The sequence below is a fragment of the Actinoallomurus liliacearum genome (assembly GCF_039542035.1).
Classification (GTDB): Bacteria; Actinomycetota; Actinomycetes; order Streptosporangiales; family Streptosporangiaceae; genus Actinoallomurus; species Actinoallomurus liliacearum.
In genome coordinates, this window is the sequence record NZ_BAABHJ010000020.1 from 249650 (window position 1) to 265960 (window position 16311).

Consider the following 16311-nt stretch of genomic DNA (forward strand, 5'->3'; position numbering starts at 1 on the left):
ACGCCTATACAGTCGTGTCGTGAGCGACAAGGACGACAACGTCACACGGCTCCCGACGAGCGAGGTGGAGGGGTACGACGACCTCCTCGAATTCGATGCGGACGAGTTCCTGCGTGAGTGGCAGGAGGCCGACCGTGCGGCGGTGGAGATCCTCCGGGACGCACTGCCCGAGGTGGTGGCCACCGCAGTTCCCGCCGAGCACCTGCGCCCGGCCGCCGAAAACATCCGTGGCGGGCTCAAGGAGTGGCCCTATCGCCATCTGGCCGCGGCCGCCGGCTGGCGCGGGCAGCCGCCCGCCGACGACGAGATCCTGTGGACGCAGGCCGCCGGGGCGCTGATCGCCATGAACGGCGAGTCCGGGCTCGGCACCCACGAGGAGAGCGCGCTGATGACCCTGCAGCACGCCGACTGGGCGGGGGCGGTGATCGGCCTGGCAAGAGCCGGCGTCGGCGCCCGGGCCTGGCCGGAGGACCTGTTCTCGTACGCGGACCGCTGCCCGGAGATCGAGGGCTCCTACGACCCGGACGACCGCGAACCGGTCGAGCAGGGCTTCGAGCTGATCGTGCCCGTCTGGGAGGCCGTCGGCGCGCTGGACGAGCACCGGCGCCTCACCCCGCTCGGGCACTGGGGTCTCCCCCGCGCCCTGGCGTGGGCCTGGGAGGGCTCCCTCGATGAGGGCTGAGGCATGAGAAGAGGGCCGCGTCGCCGGACCGACGCGGCCCTCTGTCTTCGAACCGTGGCCGAAGACCCTGTACCAAGAATGGGTTTTTCGGGCCGTCCCGACTAGAGTCTGCGGTCCCCATCCGAACCGGGACTCCGGACCTAGAGGGTGCCCGGCTCGAGGTCTTCGAGGAGCACGGAGACGAGGCGGTCCTCGCGGACCGCGTATCCCGCCCTGGCCATCTCCACCGAGAGACGTTCGTCCCAGGGGGTGGCGGCACGGGCGCCGCGCAGCGGATCGCGGGCGGTCCGCACGGCCTCCAGGTAGTCCTCGGCGCCCATGCGCCACGGCAGGGCGGCGTACCGGTGAACGGCCGCGGCCGTCATGCGCAGGGCCGCCCAGTCGAAGTCGCCGTGCCACCGGATCCGCGCCCCGGCGACCGCCGCCGCGGTGAGGAGGCGGCGGCAGGCCACGGACGCCCGGCCCTCCGTGCACACGAGCGCGGCACACCGCGCGCCCATCCGGGCGGCCGCCGCGCGGACCACCGCCGGGCTCTGGCACACGAAGATCTCCCGCGCCTGCGGCGTCAGCGGACCGCTCATCAGCTGCTGCAGCGTGGCCCGGAACGGCATCCCCGCGGCCGCCGCCTCATCCAGCCACCGGGCGACCGTGTGCTCTTCGGCCACGCGCAGGTTGAGGACCAGGACCTGACTGGTCAGGTCGTCGACGAGGACGCCCGCGTCGTTCCAGATCCTGCGCTCGGCCGCGCGGTCGGACGGCGGCGACGCCCCCTGCCAGAGCCGCAGCGCCCACAGCACCAGGTCGGCCAGCGGAGTGGCGTACAGCGCCGTCGCGTCACCGGTCGCCCATTCCGCGAGCACGGGGAGCGGCACGTCCCTGGCGGGCAGCCGGTCCAGTACGGCCGCGGCCCGCGCCAGGAGGTCGCCCTGCCCCTGCCGTACGAGCCGGGCGGCGGTTCCGTCCCGCGAGACCTGGCCGAGCCACGCCGAGTACCACCCCTCGCCCGCGTGCCGGCCCCGCAACGCGGCCTGCAGCGCGGCGACCATCCCCGCCGTTCGTTCCGGCGCGTCGATCCGGGCCAGCGCGGCCAGCAGGCCGGTGCCGTACGCCCGGCGCAGCATGCGGTCGAGTTCGCCCAGGGAGACGGTGACACGGCGGGCCCTGGACCCGTCGTGGTACCGGTCGGTGATCAGGTCGACGATCCGGCGCTCGGCGTCAGAGGGGTCGGTCAGCCCGATGGAGCCCACCGGCTCCCCGCCGGTCCGTTCCAGCCTGCGTCGCGCCGCGGCGAGCAACCGCTGCCACTCCGCGACCCGCAGCTCGGCGAGCTCCTTCATGAGGGTGAGTCTGCCCCGTGTCTCGCCCTCCGGACCGGCGCCGCTCCTCCGAGCCGCTCAGCCGCTGGACATGGTGGCCGCGTTGCTCGCGATGACCGCGGCGGACGTCGCGGCCATCACCGCCGCGTGGATCGACGCGATGACCTTCGCCACGGCCCGCCCCGCCCACTGCTCCTCGGTGATCTCCCTGACGCGCCCGCGCAGGACCTTCCCGTCGACGTCCGGGAACGCCTTCCGGTCGAGACGGCAGGCATGGACGATCGCGAGCAGGGCGCCGGACCGTTCGTCTGCCGGAGCGCCGTCCAACACCGCGCGGAGCCGGGCGCGGAGCTCCTGTTCGGGCCCCGGATCGCGCTCCGGGTAGCTGGTGTGCTTGAAGAAGAGGAACTTGTGCTCCCGTTCCTCCAGGATCCCGATCGCCGCGAGGCGGCCCAGGCGCCGCTTCCGGATCTCATCCCGGCGCGTCCTGCTCACCCACTGCTCGGCCTTACGGGGTTTGCCGTCCGCCGTGATGCTCGCCAAGAGACCGTCGAGGTCCGGGTCGCCGAGCGGGGACTGGTCGGCCGCGACGACGCGCCCGTCAACGAGCTGCACGCGCTCGGCGAGCGCCAGCTCCGCCAGCAACGCGCCGGCCACACCGCAGTCCAGCTCGGCGGACCCGATCAGGGCGCTGCCGTCCTCCTCGCGCAGCGCCAGCAGCAGAAGCTCATCGGCCAGTGTCAGTCGCACGTCGTCCACCTCACCGTCTCGAGGGCGATCCGGCCGGTCCCCTACCCACCCGGCGAAAGATCACCGCCATGTCGGTAGGACGAGACAGGGCCGGATCGAGTTCCGTGCCGTACGCCTCGTGGCGAACCCGGGCCGTCGCGGACCTCGTACGGTGGGCTGGTGACGACGGCACTGGAAGACCTGGCGGATCGGCTGCGGGACTTCGCCGCCGCACGCGACTGGGAGCAGTTCCACACTCCGAAGAACCTCGCCATGGCGCTGGCCGGTGAGGTCGGCGAGCTGCTGGCCGAGCTGCAGTGGCTGACCCCCGAGGAGTCGGCTCGGGTGATGCGGGATCCGGAGGCGGCGGGGCGGATGCGCTCGGAGCTGGCCGACGTGGCGGTCTACCTGGTCCGGCTGGCCGACGTGCTCGGCGTCGACCTGATCGAGGCCGCGCACGCCAAACTCGACGAGGGCGAACGCCGCTACGACGCCGACACCTACCGCGGCTCCGCCCGCAAGGCCCCGCCCCTCCAATGAGACCGAAGATCGCGTCGGCCGTGCGCCCCGTCTCCTGATCGCCGAGGAACGTCGGAGCCCGCCGCTAACTTCGGGGCATGCGCCGCGAATCGCCGTTCAACGACCTCCCCGACGGGCTGCCCGCCGGTCGCCTGGTGACACCACAGCAGAGCTTCAGACCGCCGAGCGGGCCGACCGGTCCCGTCCTCTGGGTGTCGGACGAGCCGCTGGCCGACGCCGGGGCGCACTGGGCCAGGCTGTTCGCGCTGCACGAGCGGACCGGCCTCTACCCGCTGCTCCTCGCCACCTTTCGGCGTGACCCCGGCCGGCCGTGGCACGACGGGGAGCTCGATCCGCCGTTGCCCGTCGGCGCCATCGACATGCTGGCCGCGGAGGGTGTGCTCCGCCGATTCTGGGACTCGGTGGTCGCGGAGCCCGCCGAGGACACCGAGGATCCGAAGCCGTCGGGCCCCTGGCCCGGGCTGGCGCCTCCGGGCGCGGATCCGGACCCGGACACGGCGACCGAGTTCGCGGAATCCCTGGGCGCGTCCCAGCGCTCCTGGCTGCTCGGCCTGGTCCCTGCGGCACGTGGCGCGGACACGATCACCATGTGCGGCTGGCAGGGACCGATGAACCATACGAATCACACCCAGGAGATCTCGGCCGTCCTTCGTTCCTGGGAGGAGCGGTTCGGTGTCCAGGTCGTGTCCGTCGGCTTCGACACGCTCCATGTGTCCGTGGCGGCGCCCCCGAAGACGCCGGAGCACGCCCGCCAGGTGGCCGCCGAGCACCTCGCCTTCTGCCCCGACAACATCTGGCAGGGCTGTGGTGACCTCGATGCGTACGCCGAGGATCTCATCGACGAGACCTCTTGGTCCTTCTGGTGGGACTGAACGGCGTCGCCGGGGCGAAGTCCGGCCGCTGATCCCTGGCACCTGCTGCTCTCTTGGCGCAGCGAACACCAGCGATCAGGTTCCGGCCAGTTCGTGTCGGCGGACAGTGCCGATCCCTGGCGGTCGCCCTGTGTCTCCGCTCGGCGAGCGCCAGGGATCAGCCGTTCTCGGGGCCTCCGGTCAGGAGACCGTGCAGGCGGATCCGTTGAGGGTGAAGGCCGGCGGCTTGGCGGTGTCGCCGGTGTGGGTGGCCTGGAAGCCGAAGCTCGTCGACGCGCCCGGTGCCAGGGAGCCGTTGTAGGAGACGTTCGTCGCGGTCACCTGGCCGCTCGAACCGGTGAAGGCGGCGTTCCAGCCGGAGGTGATCGTCTGGCCGCCGGGCAGGGTGAAGGCCAGGGACCAGCCGTTGATCGTCGAGCCGCCGGTGTTCTTGATGGTGATGCTCTCGGTCAGGCCGGTGTTCCAGGCGCTCACCGTGTCACTGACCGCGCAGGGACCCGACCCGCCCGGCGGAGTCGGGGTCGGGGTCGGCGTGGGGGTCGGCGTCGAGCCGTCGCCGATCAGACCCATGAACCGCAGGGCCAGCTCCCCCATCCCGGTCTGGTAGACACCGTGGCCGGCGCCCTGAACGCTGATGCCCTCGACCGGCGCGGTGGTGCCCGTTCCTCCGTAACGCGTGCGGGTCCACGACGACTGCGGGTGGTCGGTGTAACTCGGTGTCTGGCTGACGCCGAGCACGTTGGTCCACTCCTTGATCTCCTCGCCGAAGTTGTTGTAGTTCAGCGTGCCGTCGGCCGTGCCGTGCCAGACCTCCATGCGAGGGCGTGCCCCCGTGTAACCCGGATAGGCGGCGCGGACGAGGTCGCCCCACTGCTGCGGCGTCTTGCTGATCTGCCCGTTCGCGCACGCGCTGTTCCACATCGACCCGTCGGTGGTGGCGAAACAGCCGAACGGCACCCCGGCGAACGCCGCGCCGGCCTTGAACACGTCGGGGTAGTCGCCGAGCAGCACGTTCGTCATCATCGCCCCGGAGGAGATGCCGGTGACGTACACGCGGCCCGCGTCGCCGTTCCGGTGCTGCTCCTCCCACTGGACCATCGACACGATGCCCACCGGGTCACTGTTGCCGTTGTGGGTCAACGCGCCCGGCGTCGACACGTCGAAGCACGAACCGCTCCGGGTGGCCGAGGGGTACACCACGATGAAGCCGTAACGGTCCGCCAGTGAGGCGAACTCCGTCCCGGAGTACATCGCCGGTCCTGAACCGGTGCAGTAGTGCACGGCGACGAGGATCGCCGGGTGGGCCGTCACGTTGGCCGGCACGTACTCGTACATGCGCAGGCCGGTCGGGTTGGTGCCGAAGCCGGTCACCTCGGTGAGCGACGCGGCCGACGCCCGGCGCATCGACGTGAGGCCGCCCACCGTGGCCAGCAGTGCCGCGATCAGTGTCGCGAGCAGTGGCGCCAGAGCCTTCTTTCTCAGCTTCATGACCGCGATCGGTCCTCCTCACGATGCGGCGGGCCGGGTGGGACGGCCCTGAACTGAATGGAATCCGCCCGGTGTCCCGGACGGGCCGAACGCTAGGAACCGTCCGCCGTACCGGTCAACGCCACGGGCGGAGAGGCGGCCCCGACCTGGCCGCCCGCGCGAAAGTTTCATGCCTCGCGGGCCGGACCCGGCCTGCCGGACGCGGCGGCCGCGGGAGCTCTCGGCCCCGTACCAGGCCGGATTCCCCGGTTCCGCGACGGCGCCCCGGCGGACCGGTCCGCGACGCCGTCGAGGTCCGTTGACACGTCTGGGGCGGAATCTCAGCATGAGGCGACTTTGATCACCGGCGATTGGATCACTGATGCGCCTCCGTCCCGCCGTCGCCGCGGCGCTGACCGCGTTCGTCGCGGCCGTCTCATCCGCCGGGCCCGCCTCGGCGGGCGCCCGCGCCGCCGACCCACCCGTGAACGTCACCGTGAACGCGCGAGCGGGACTGGCGACCATGCCCGCGACCGGGCTGGGCGTCAATGACGCGGTCTGGGACGCCGAACTCGGCACGACCGCGGTGTCGGACCGGTTGCAGGCGGCCGGCGTGCGGATGATCCGGTATCCGGGCGGTTCGTACGGGGACATCTACCACTGGAAGACCAACACCGCGCCAGGCGGCTACGTCGCCCCGAACACCGACTTCGACACCTTCATGGCCTCCGTACGGCGGGTCGGCGCGCAGCCGATGGTCATCGCCAACTACGGCACCGGGACGCCCGAGGAGGCGGCCGACTGGGTCCGGTACGCCAACGTGACCAAGGGGTACGGCGCGAAGTACTGGACGATCGGCAACGAGAACTACGGGAACGGCCACTACGGATCCGGCTGGGAGGCCGACGACCACGCCGACAAGAGCCCGTCCGCGTACGCCGGCGGCGTCGTCGCGTACGCCGACGCGATGAAGGCGGTCGACCCCACGATCAAGGTCGGTGCCGTGCTCACCATGCCGGCGAACTGGCCGGACGCGGTGGTCGGCGGCGGTGACTCGGCGAACTGGAACCAGACCGTGCTCTCGATCGCCGGATCGAAGATCGACTTCGTGGACGTGCACTGGTACCCGGGCGGCACCACGGCCGGCGAGTCCCTGGCCAAGCCGGGGCAGATCGACGACGCCATGTACCTGCTGCGGCGGCAGATCGCCCGGTACGCCGGGGACGGCGCCGGCCGCATCGGCATCAGCCTCACCGAGACCAATGTGGGCGTGGGCGAGGACACCCAGCCGGCCGCGCTCTTCCTGGCCGACGCGTACAGCGGGCTGCTCGCGAACGGCGTCTTCACGGTCGACTGGTGGAACGTCCACAACGGGATCGGCACGGTCTCCACGGTGGCCGGCCAGACCGACTACGGCGACTTCGGCATGCTCTCCAGCGGGGGCTGCACGTCCGACGGGGCCTCCTGCGAGCCGCCGCTCAACACGCCGTTCGCCCCGTACCACGGCCTGTCCATGATGAACGACTTCGCCCGCCCCGGCGACCAGTTCGTCCGGGCCGGCACCGACCAGGCCCTGGTCACCGCGCACGCCGCGCGCCGCCCGAACGGGGACCTCGCGGTGCTGCTGGTGAACAAGGACCCGGACAACGCGCACCCGGTGAGCATCGACTACGCCGGCTACACCCCCGCCGACGCGGCGCCGACCGTGTACTCGTTCGGGAACGGCGACACCGCCGTCCACTCGGCGCAGACCGGCAGCGCGACGAGCCAGACCCTGCCGCCGTACTCGCTGACCACGCTCGTGCTGCACCCGGCGAGCACGCCCGCGGGAGCGCCCGCGACGCCCGCGCGGCCGACCGCCTCGGCGGTCACCGACCGGTCCGCGACGATCTCCTGGCCGGCGGCCGCCGCGGGCGCCCACCCGGTCGCCAAGTACGAGGTGTACCGGCAGAACGGCGCGATCAGCGAGGAGCTCGGTGAGACCGCCGGCACCTCGCTCACGGTCCGCAACCTCGACCCCGGCACCCGGTACACGGTGAACGTCCTCGCCCGCGACACCGCAGGGAAGGTGTCCTGGGCCTCGCCGCCGCTCACGTTCACCACCGGCAGCCCGGCGAGCAGCGCCTGCACCGTCCGCTTCACCGACCAGAACGACTGGGCCAGTGGCTACGTCGCCGGCGTGGACGTCACGAACAACGGTCCCGACCCGATCGACGGCTGGACCCTGACGTTCACCTGGCCGACCGGCTGGCAGCAGCTGAGCAGCGGCTGGAACGCCACCTGGACCCAGGACGGCCGGGACGTCAAGGCCACCAGCCTCGACTCGAACGGGAGGCTGGCCGCCGGCGCCACCGTGAACATCGGCTTCGTCGGCGCGTACACCGGCCCGAACATCCTCCCGGGGGTATTCCGCCTGAACGGGACGGTCTGCACGGCGACCGAGTGACCGTGGAACCGCTGATCACTGGCGCCCGCTGAGCAAGGAGGCGCAGCAGACGCCGGTGATCATCGTTCCTGCCACCGCCTACCGCGCCGGAGCGATGAGGACCTCCAGGGTGCGGGGGCCGTGGACGCCTTCCACGCGGTTCAACTCGATGTCGCTCGTCGCGGACGGGCCGCTGATCCAGGTCTGCGGGCGGGACGGGTCGAGGCGTTCGAGCGCCTCGGGGACGGTGCGGACGATCTGCTCTCGCCGGACGACGCACAGGTGGTAGTCGGGGATCAGGGTGAGCGCGCGGCGGCCCTGGTCCGCGGCGCCGTCCAGGACGATCGTGCCGGTCTCGGCGATGGCGACCGCGCAGCCGGTGACCACGCCGTCCAGGGCGTCGAGGTCGGCCGCGGACAGGGCCGGGTCGTCCCGGACCGTCTCCGCGTCGCCGAACCACTCGGCGGGGACGCCGGCGGGCGCGACGACCCGGCGGGCGCCGTGCCTCCGCAGCGCGTCCGCGACCGCCGCCGCCACGTCGGCGACCTCGTGCACGACCGCCCTGTAGTCGACGAGGCGGTCGACCAGCAGCTCGACGACGTCCGGGCCGGACCGATCACGGTCGTACGCGCGCGGCACCTCGACGTCCTCCGGCGCCTCCGTACGGGGGACGTCGGCGAGCGCCGCCCGGACGCGGGCCAGGATCCGGTCCCGGGAGCTCATCGATCCCCCTCCTCGCTCGCCCGCCGCGCCCACCACTCCCGGAACGACTCGCGGGGCGGTACGGGCACCTCGCGGGTGTCCGACCACGCCGCCAGCGGTCCGGGCAGGCGGCGCGGGGTCCAGCGGCGCAGCCGGCCGGCCGAACGCTGGGCCACGGCCAGCCACCTCGGGTCGGCCAGGACGCGACGGGCGGCGCCCATCACGAGGCGCTCCACGCGGTGGTGGCCCTTCGTCACCACCTTGGCGCGCAGGTCGAGCAGGACCTCGGGGATGTTGATCGCGACCGGGCAGACCTCGTAGCACGCGCCGCACAGCGTCGAGGCGTACGGCAGCGACTCCTCCAGCGGCCCGGTGAGACCGCGCAGCTGGGGAGTGAGGATCGCGCCGATCGGCCCGGGGTACACCGAGCCGTACGCGTGGCCGCCCGTCCGCTCGTACACGGGACAGACGTTCAGGCAGGCCGAGCAGCGGATGCAGCGCAGCGCCTGGCGGCCGACCCGGTCGGCCAGCACCGACGTACGGCCGTTGTCGACGAGGACCAGGTGGAACTCCTGGCCCTCCGTCGCGCCGGTCCACATCGAGGTGTACGGGTTCATCCGCTCCCCGGTCGACGAGCGGGGCAGCAGCTGCATGAACACCTCGAGGTCCCGCCAGGTCGGCACGATCTTCTCGATGCCGACCACCGAGATCAGCGTCTCGGGCAGCGTCACGCACATCCGGCCGTTCCCCTCGGACTCGAGGACGACGAGGGTGCCGGTCTCGGCGACCGCGAAGTTGGCGCCGGAGATGCCGACCTTCGCGCCGAGGAACCGCTCGCGCAGGTGCAGCCGGGCGGCCTCGGCGAGGGCACGGGGATCGTCCTTCAGGCCCTCGGGGGCGGGGCGGCCCCAGGAGGCCATCCGGTCGCTGAAGATCTTCCGGATCTCCGCGCGGTTGCGGTGGATCGCCGGGACCAGGATGTGCGAGGGCAGGTCGTCGCCGAGCTGCACGATCAGCTCGGCGAGGTCGGTCTCGTACGCGCGGATGCCGGCGGCGGCCAGCGCGGAGTTCAGCTCGAGCTCCTGGGTGGCCATCGACTTGACCTTGACGACCTCGGTCTCGCCGGTCGCCCGGACCAGGTCGACGACGATCCGGTCGGCCTCGTCGGCGTCCTCGGCCCAGTGCACGTGGCCGCCGGCGGCCGTGACCGCGGACTCCAGCCGTTCCAGGTAGACGTCGAGGTGCCGGAGCGTACGGTCCTTGATCGCCGCGCCCGCGGCGCGCAGCTCGGCCCAGTCGGGCAGCTCCCCGACGACGGCCGCGCGCCTGGCGCGGATCGTGTGGGTGGCCTTGCGCAGGTTGTGGCGCAGCTGCGCGTCGCCGACCGCCCGCGCCGCCGCTTCGGGGAAGGCCGGCATCCCCACGAACGTGGCCGTCATGTGTCCTCCTTCGTCGGAGGAGTGACCAGAGACGCCGTGTTGATGATCCGCTCGCTCATGCCGGATCTCCTTCGGTCGAGGCGAGGATCTGGGCGAGGTGGAGGACGCGGACGCCCGTGCGCTGGCGGGTCAGCGAGCCGCCGATGTGCATGAGGCAGGAGTTGTCGGCGGCGCAGAGCACCTCGGCGCCGGTGTCCAGGACGTTGCGGACCTTGTCGGCGCACATGGCGGCGGACACGGCGGGGTTCTTGAGTGCGAAGGTGCCGCCGAACCCGCAGCACTCCTCGGCGCCGCCCAGCGGTACGAGGGTGAGCCCGCGCACGTGGGACAGCAGGTCGAAAGGCCGTGAGCCCACCTTGAGCGACCGGAGCGAGTGGCAGGTCGGGTGGTAGGTCACCGTGTGCGGGAAGTACGCGCCGACGTCGGTGACCTTGAGCACGTCGACCAGGAACTCCGACAGCTCGTACACGCCCTCGGGCGGCGTGACGCCGAGCGAGGGGTACCACTCGCGGACCATCGCGGCGCACGATCCGGACGGCACCACGACCGCGTCGTAGCCGTCGAACGTCGCGGTGAAGCGGCGGGCCAGCGGCCGGGCGTCGTCGCGGTAGCCGGTGTTGAAGTGCATCTGCCCGCAACAGGTCTGCTCGATCGGGAAGTCGACCGTGCAGCCGAGCCGTTCCAGCAGCCGGACGGTCGCCTTCCCGGTGCCGGGGAAGAGCGTGTCGTTAACGCAGGTGACGAACAGTGCGACCCGCATGACACTCAACTTAGTCCGTACACGCGGCGGGCCGTTGCGCCGAACACGGCGTCCCGGTCGCCGGCCGGCACCGCCTCCCGGGCGAGGTCGAGGACCTGCTCGTACGACGCGGCGAGCGTGCAGACCGGCCAGTCGGAGCCGTACATGACGCGGTCGGCGCCGAAGGAGTCCAGTACGTGGCGGGCGTACGGCAGGATGTCGGCGGGCTTCCAGCCGGGAGCCGCCTCGGTGACGAGGCCGGACAGCTTGACCGCCACGTTGGGCAGCGCGGAAAGGGACGTGATCCAGCCCGCCCACGGTTCCCAGGCGCCGCCGGCGATGTCGGGCTTGCCGGCGTGGTCGAGGACGAACGACACCTCCGGCAGCCGGCGCATGATCTCCAGGGCGGCCATGGCCTGCGGTGGCCGGACCAGCACGTCGTACACCAGCCCGGCGGCCCCGACCGCCTCGACACCGCGTACGACGTCGGGCCGCAGCAGCCACTCGGGGTCCGGCTCGTCCTGGACCTGGTGGCGGACGCCGACGAGCAGCCCGCCGGACGGGCTCCGCCGCACCTCGGCGATCCGGTCCGCCACGTCCGGCGCGGCGAGGTCCACCCAGCCGACGACGCCCGCGACCGGGCCCGGCTCGTCCCCGTGGTCGAGCTCGACCGGGTCGGCCGCCGCCGCGAGCAGGTCGTACGTCTCGCCGACGTCGTGCAGCGCCTGCACGACGATCGAGTCCCGCACGCCGTACGCCCTGGCCGGCCCGGTGTAGCGGGCCGCGTCGAACCGGCCGCGGAGGGGGTCGGCCCACGGGCCGTCCATCCAGGGGTAGTCGCGGACGCCGGTGTCCCACAGGTGGTGGTGCGCGTCGACCAGCGCCGGCTCGGTCAAAGTGCCTCCCAGAGCGCCTCGGGGATCTCCCGCTCGAACAGGTCGCCGTTGTCGTCGACCTCGGCCGCGCTGCGGCAGCCGACGAGGACGCTCGCCACCGCCGGGTGCCGGAGCGGGAACCGCAGCGCCGCCGCGCGCAGCGGCACGCCGTGTTCGGCGCAGATCCGCTCCAGCCGGGCGGCGCGCTCCCGCAGCTCGGGCGGGGCCGGCGCGTAGTCGTAGGTGGTGCCGCCGGCCAGCAGCCCGGAGTTGTAGACGCCGCCGGCGACGACCGAGGTGCCGCGCCGGGCGCAGGCGGGCAGCAGGTCCTCCTCGGCCGACCGGTCGAGGAGGGTGTACCGGCCGGCGCACAGCACGACGTCCAGGTCGAGGCGTTCGACGAACCGGGTGAGCATGGGGGTCTGGTTCATCCCGGCGCCGATCGCGCCGACCACTCCCTCGTCTCGGAGCGCGGCCAGCGCCGGGTACGCCGTCGTGTACACCTCCTCCTCGTGGTCGTCCGGGTCGTGCAGGTAGACGACGTCCACCCGGTCGACGCCGAGGCGTTTCAGCGACTCCTCCAGGGACCGGCGGACGCCGTCGGCGCTCCAGTCCCAGACCCGCTTGTACGGCGGCGGGTCGGCGAACCCCTCCGACTCGGACGGCTCCCCTGGTCCGAGGGGGACGAGGAGCCGCCCGACCTTGGTCGACAGGACGTACTCACCGGTCAGGGCGGCGCCCATGCGGCGTTCGCCACGCCCGGCGCCGTAGTGCGGCGCGGTGTCGAAGTACCCGATGCCGCGCTCCTGCGCGCGGCGTACGGCCGCGGTGGCGTCGGCGGCGGACACCGGGGCGTAGAGCCCGCCGATCGCCGCGCCGCCGAACGACAGCGTCGTCACCTCGACGGGCGACCTTCCGAGTCTGCGGCGTTCCACGGCTACTCCTGTGCCTGACCCGACGTGATCCGGCTGATGATCAGCGCGATGAGGATGATCGCACCGTTGAGCGCGTCGAGCCACTGCCCCGGAACGCCGGCCAGCGTGAGCACGTTCTGGATCAGGTACAGCAGCAGGATGCCGGTGAAGGCGCCGAAGATCGTGCCCTTGCCTCCGTTGAGCGAGACGCCCCCGATGACCGCCGCCGCGAACACCGTGAAGATCGCGCCGTTGCCCTGGCTGGCCGCCACGGAGGCGAGCCGGCCGGTGAGCAGCAGGCCGCCGAGAGCCGCGAGGAGGCTCGCCAGCACGAGCGTGCCCCACAGCACCCGGTCGACGCGGATGCCCGCGGCGCGGGCCGCGTCGGCGTTGCCGCCGATGGCGTACAGCGACCGGCCGAAGCGGGTGTAGCCGGTCACCGCGATGGCCAGGGCGTACAGGATCAGGCAGATCCAGATCGACGCGGGCAGGCCGAGCCAGACGGCGTTGCCCAGGTAGACCATGGACGACGGCAGGTTGAAGAACGTCTTGCCGCCGCTGATGCCCTTCAGCAGGCCGCGCAGCACGATCAGCATGCCCAGCGTGACGATGAAGCCGTTCAGGCGGAACCGCACGATCAGCAGGCCGTTGATCCAGCCGATGACGGCGCCGGCGGCGAGCGTGACCGGGATCGACCAGGCGCCCGGCAGCCAGCCGGTGCCGTGCGTGATGCCGGGCGCGAGCACGAGCCAGGCCGCGACCCCCGGGGCGAGGCCGAACGTCGACTCCAGTGACAGGTCCATCCGCCCGCAGATGAGGACGAGCGCCTCGGCCAGCACGAGCAGCGAGATCTCCGACTGCTGCTGCAGCACGTTGACCAGGTTGTCCCAGTGCAGGAACACCGGGTTGACCAGGTAACCGACGATGACGATCACGACGATCGCCGGTACCAGCGTGAGGTCGCGCAGGCGTGCCAGCCGTGGCGCGGTGGTCCGGCCGCGGGCCGGCGCGGCCATGGCCGTGTGTGTCTCAGTCACGGATGCCCTCCATCGCGGCGATCAGTTCGTGGTCGTCCCAGCCACTCGGCAGCTCGGCGACGACGGCGCCCTTGAACAGGACGATCACCCGGTCGCAGGGGCGGAGGTCGTCGAGGTCGTCGGAGATGACCAGCACGCCCGTGCCGTCGGCGGCCGCCGCGACGGCCGTGCCGAGCAGCGTCTCCTTGGCCTTGACGTCGACCCCCGCGGTGGGCTGCAGGAGCACCAGCACGCCGGGGTCGCCCGCGAGCGCGCGGGCCATGACGACCTTCTGCTGGTTGCCGCCGGACAGCGCGGACACCGGCTGCTCCGGCCCGGCCGCCTTGATGTCCAGGTCGGCGATGGCCTTGGCGCCGAGTTCGTCGCGCCGCCGCGGCCCGACGATCCCGAACCGGCCCAGCCGCTCGGGGACGGTCAGCGTGGCGTTCTCGGCGATGGACAGGCCGGGGACCAGGCCCTCCTTGTGCCGGTCCTGCGGAACGAAGCCGAGGCCGGCCCGCAGCGCGGCCGGTACGCTGCCGGGGCGGGGCGTCGTACCGCCGATCGCGACCGTTCCGCGGGCCGCCCGGCGCAGGCCGACGATCGACTCGCCGACGGCCATCTTGCCGGAGCCGCCGGCCCCGGCCAGCCCGACGATCTCGCCGGGCGCCACGGTCAGCGACACGTCCTCGAAGACGCCCGGCGTGCCGAGACCGGTGACGGTCAGCGCGGGCGCGGCGTCGCGCGCCGGCGCGGGCCGGCCGGCGCCGAGGTCGATGAGCCCGGTGGCCTCGCCGGTCATCGCGGTGACCAGCGCCTCCTTGCCCAGCTCCGCCACCGGGGAGGTCACGATGTGCCGGGCGTCGCGCATCACGCTGACGGTGTCGCAGACCTCGTACACCTCGTCGAGGTGGTGGCTGATGAACAGGAACGTCACCCCGGACTCCCGCAGGGAGCGCATCCGGGCGAACAGCCGCTCGATCGCCTGGCCGTCGAGCTGGGCGGTCGGCTCGTCGAGGATGATGAACCGCGACCCGTGCGACAGCGCCCGCGCGATCTCCACGAGCTGCCGCTGCTCGACGGTGAGGCGTTCGGCCGGCGCCCGCACGTCGACGTCGACCTCCCAGGTGTCCAGCAGCTCGCGGGCGCGGCGGCGCAGCGAGCCCCAGGAGATCAGGCCACGGCCCTGCCTGTTCAAGCCCTGCCTGTTCAAGAAGAGGTTCTCGGCCACGGACAGGGACGGGATGATCGTGAGCTTCTGGTAGACGCAGGCGACCCGCCGCCGCCACGCCTCGCGGTCCGCGAGGGATGGGGCCGGTTCGCCGCCGAACTCGACCGTTCCGGAGTCCGGGGGGACGAGACCGGTGAGCACCGACACGAGCGTGGACTTCCCGGCGCCGTTGCGGCCGACGAGGGCGTGGATCTCACCGTCGCCCACGGCGAGGGACACGTCGTCGAGCGCGACGGTCACACCGAACCGCTTGCTGATCCTGTGGGCCGCCGCGACCGGCCGGACGCCGGCCGCGGCGCTGGCGGAGAGGCTCATTTGACCTGGTTGCCCCATAGCTGCGGGTCCGACGCCTTGAGCGAGCCCGCGTAGGTGCCGTCCTTGGTGACCAGCGGCGCGGGGAGCTGGTCCTCGAGCAGGCCGGGCCGCGGCGCGATGATCGTCGAGTCGTGGTCGGTCCTACCCGGGGCGAACTTCTTGCCGTCGATGGCGGCCTTGACGTAGTACAGCGCGTACTTGGCGTACAGGTCGGCCGGCTGGGAGACGGTGGCGTCGATCTGCCCCGCCGCGATCGCCTTCAGCTCCTCGGGGATGCCGTCGTTGGACACGATCGTGACGTGCTTCGGGCTCCCCGGCGGGACGAGCATGCCCTTCTGCTTCAGGACGTTCAGGGTCGGGGCGAGGAAGACGCCGCCGGCCTGCATGTAGATCCCGTTCAGGTCCGGGTTCGCGGCGATCGTGGTCTGCAGCTTGTTGGCCGCGACGTCGCCCTTCCACTCGGTGGGCAGGCCGATGACCTTGATCCCCGGGTAGTTCTGGGACATGCACTGGTTGAACGCCTCGGTGCGGTCCCGGCCGTTGATGGAGGCCAGGTCGCCCTCCAGCATGGCGAGCTTGCCCTTGCCCTTGAGCGTGTCGCCGAGGAACTTGCAGGCCTTCTCGCCGTACGCGCGGTTGTCGGCGCGGACCACCATGTAGACGTCGCCCTTGTCGGGGCGCGTGTCGACGGTGACCACCGGGATCTTCTTCTGCTTCAGCTGGTCCAGCGTCGGCGCCACCGCCGCGGTGTCCTGCGGGGCGAGCGCGACGCCCTTCACGCCCTGCCCGATGAGGGCCTGCACGTTCGCGGTCAGCTTGGCGATGTCGTTCTCGGAGTTGGTGGTCTTGAGGTCCAGGCCGTCCTGCCTGCCGAACTGCGGGACGTACTTGATGTAGGAATTCCAGAAGTCGGAGTCCGACCGGGGGTAGTCGACTCCGACGACGCTGCCGCCGGACGAGCCGCCGCTGCCGCTCTTGCACCCGGTGACCAGCGCCGCGGCCGCCGCGACCGCGGCACCCGCCGCGAGCACCTCTCGCTTCATCGCGTC

The 16311-nt window shown here is 72.3% G+C and carries 15 protein-coding genes; 4 read left to right on the plus strand and 11 right to left on the minus strand.

The window, feature by feature from the left end; all coding sequences use genetic code 11:
• Nucleotides 1-19: 19 nt before the first annotated feature.
• The gene (locus ABD978_RS27015; protein WP_345360373.1) at nucleotides 20-682 is read left to right on the plus strand and encodes a hypothetical protein; all 663 of its coding nucleotides are present in this window, start codon (nucleotides 20-22) and stop codon (nucleotides 680-682) included.
• Between the two features lie 140 nt (nucleotides 683-822).
• On the opposite strand, the gene ABD978_RS27020 is transcribed toward ABD978_RS27015, so the two are convergent.
• A complete protein-coding gene (locus tag ABD978_RS27020) occupies nucleotides 823-2019 on the minus strand; it encodes a TIGR02679 family protein (protein ID WP_345360376.1) in 1197 nt (398 codons plus the stop codon).
• Nucleotides 2020-2076: 57 nt separating this feature from the next.
• On the minus strand, nucleotides 2077-2748 hold the full coding sequence (locus tag ABD978_RS27025) for a GOLPH3/VPS74 family protein (RefSeq protein WP_345360379.1): 672 nt from the start codon (nucleotides 2746-2748) through the stop codon (nucleotides 2077-2079).
• A 159-nt stretch (nucleotides 2749-2907) separates the two neighbouring features.
• Between ABD978_RS27025 and ABD978_RS27030 the strand changes: the two genes are divergently transcribed.
• Together ABD978_RS27030 and ABD978_RS27035 are read left to right on the plus strand one after the other, a co-directional pair.
• On the plus strand, nucleotides 2908-3267 hold the full coding sequence (locus ABD978_RS27030; protein ID WP_345360382.1) for a nucleotide pyrophosphohydrolase: 360 nt from the start codon (nucleotides 2908-2910) through the stop codon (nucleotides 3265-3267).
• Between the two features lie 77 nt (nucleotides 3268-3344).
• On the plus strand, nucleotides 3345-4139 hold the full coding sequence (locus ABD978_RS27035) for a DUF4253 domain-containing protein (protein ID WP_345360385.1): 795 nt from the start codon (nucleotides 3345-3347) through the stop codon (nucleotides 4137-4139).
• A 180-nt stretch (nucleotides 4140-4319) separates the two neighbouring features.
• Here ABD978_RS27035 and ABD978_RS27040 read toward each other — a convergent pair whose 3' ends face one another.
• Nucleotides 4320-5627, minus strand: coding sequence for an extracellular catalytic domain type 1 short-chain-length polyhydroxyalkanoate depolymerase (locus ABD978_RS27040; RefSeq protein WP_345360388.1), 1308 nt, complete (start codon nucleotides 5625-5627; stop codon nucleotides 4320-4322).
• Between the two features lie 361 nt (nucleotides 5628-5988).
• Here ABD978_RS27040 and ABD978_RS27045 point away from each other — a divergent pair, with 361 nt between their 5' ends.
• On the plus strand, nucleotides 5989-8052 hold the full coding sequence (locus tag ABD978_RS27045) for a cellulose binding domain-containing protein (protein WP_345360391.1): 2064 nt from the start codon (nucleotides 5989-5991) through the stop codon (nucleotides 8050-8052).
• 78 nt (nucleotides 8053-8130) lie between these two features.
• Here ABD978_RS27045 and ABD978_RS27050 read toward each other — a convergent pair whose 3' ends face one another.
• Genes ABD978_RS27050 through ABD978_RS27085 form a run of 8 tightly spaced genes read right to left on the minus strand, consistent with a single transcriptional unit; the run spans nucleotide 8131 to nucleotide 16305 of the window.
• A complete protein-coding gene (locus ABD978_RS27050) occupies nucleotides 8131-8754 on the minus strand; it encodes a LutC/YkgG family protein (protein ID WP_345360394.1) in 624 nt (207 codons plus the stop codon).
• Nucleotides 8751-10172: a lactate utilization protein B gene (locus tag ABD978_RS27055; RefSeq protein ID WP_345360397.1), complete on the minus strand. Its 1422-nt coding sequence runs from the start codon at nucleotides 10170-10172 to the stop codon at nucleotides 8751-8753. The genes ABD978_RS27050 and ABD978_RS27055 overlap by 4 nt, the downstream gene beginning before the upstream one ends.
• Before the next feature lie 55 nt (nucleotides 10173-10227).
• Entirely contained in the window at nucleotides 10228-10932 is a 705-nt protein-coding gene (locus ABD978_RS27060) for a (Fe-S)-binding protein (protein ID WP_345360400.1), read from the minus strand.
• A gap of 5 nt (nucleotides 10933-10937) precedes the next feature.
• A complete protein-coding gene (locus ABD978_RS27065; RefSeq protein WP_345360403.1) occupies nucleotides 10938-11807 on the minus strand; it encodes an amidohydrolase family protein in 870 nt (289 codons plus the stop codon).
• Nucleotides 11804-12721 (minus strand): aldo/keto reductase, encoded by a 918-nt coding sequence (locus ABD978_RS27070; RefSeq protein ID WP_345360406.1) that lies wholly within the window; start codon nucleotides 12719-12721, stop codon nucleotides 11804-11806. The genes ABD978_RS27065 and ABD978_RS27070 overlap by 4 nt, the downstream gene beginning before the upstream one ends.
• A gap of 2 nt (nucleotides 12722-12723) precedes the next feature.
• Complete coding sequence (locus tag ABD978_RS27075) at nucleotides 12724-13737, minus strand: ABC transporter permease (protein WP_345360409.1); 1014 nt, start codon at nucleotides 13735-13737, stop codon at nucleotides 12724-12726.
• Nucleotides 13730-15262, minus strand: coding sequence for a sugar ABC transporter ATP-binding protein (locus tag ABD978_RS27080; RefSeq protein ID WP_345360412.1), 1533 nt, complete (start codon nucleotides 15260-15262; stop codon nucleotides 13730-13732). Before ABD978_RS27080 ends, ABD978_RS27075 begins: the two co-directional genes overlap by 8 nt.
• On the minus strand, nucleotides 15259-16305 hold the full coding sequence (locus tag ABD978_RS27085) for a sugar ABC transporter substrate-binding protein (protein ID WP_345360415.1): 1047 nt from the start codon (nucleotides 16303-16305) through the stop codon (nucleotides 15259-15261). The genes ABD978_RS27080 and ABD978_RS27085 overlap by 4 nt, the downstream gene beginning before the upstream one ends.
• Nucleotides 16306-16311: the final 6 nt, after the last annotated feature.

Bases quoted from the DNA above. Each gene is read 5' to 3' on its own strand.
- ABD978_RS27020 (WP_345360376.1), bottom strand. From the start codon at position 2,019: ATGAAGGAGCTCGCCGAGCTGCGGGTCGCGGAGTGGCAGCGGTTGCTC.
- ABD978_RS27035 (WP_345360385.1), top strand. From the start codon at position 3,345: ATGCGCCGCGAATCGCCGTTCAACGACCTCCCCGACGGGCTGCCCGCC.
- ABD978_RS27040 (WP_345360388.1), bottom strand. From the start codon at position 5,627: ATGAAGCTGAGAAAGAAGGCTCTGGCGCCACTGCTCGCGACACTGATC.
- ABD978_RS27045 (WP_345360391.1), top strand. From the start codon at position 5,989: ATGCGCCTCCGTCCCGCCGTCGCCGCGGCGCTGACCGCGTTCGTCGCG.
- ABD978_RS27050 (WP_345360394.1), bottom strand. From the start codon at position 8,754: ATGAGCTCCCGGGACCGGATCCTGGCCCGCGTCCGGGCGGCGCTCGCC.
- ABD978_RS27055 (WP_345360397.1), bottom strand. From the start codon at position 10,172: ATGACGGCCACGTTCGTGGGGATGCCGGCCTTCCCCGAAGCGGCGGCG.
- ABD978_RS27060 (WP_345360400.1), bottom strand. From the start codon at position 10,932: ATGCGGGTCGCACTGTTCGTCACCTGCGTTAACGACACGCTCTTCCCC.
- ABD978_RS27080 (WP_345360412.1), bottom strand. From the start codon at position 15,262: ATGAGCCTCTCCGCCAGCGCCGCGGCCGGCGTCCGGCCGGTCGCGGCG.
- ABD978_RS27085 (WP_345360415.1), bottom strand. From the start codon at position 16,305: ATGAAGCGAGAGGTGCTCGCGGCGGGTGCCGCGGTCGCGGCGGCCGCG.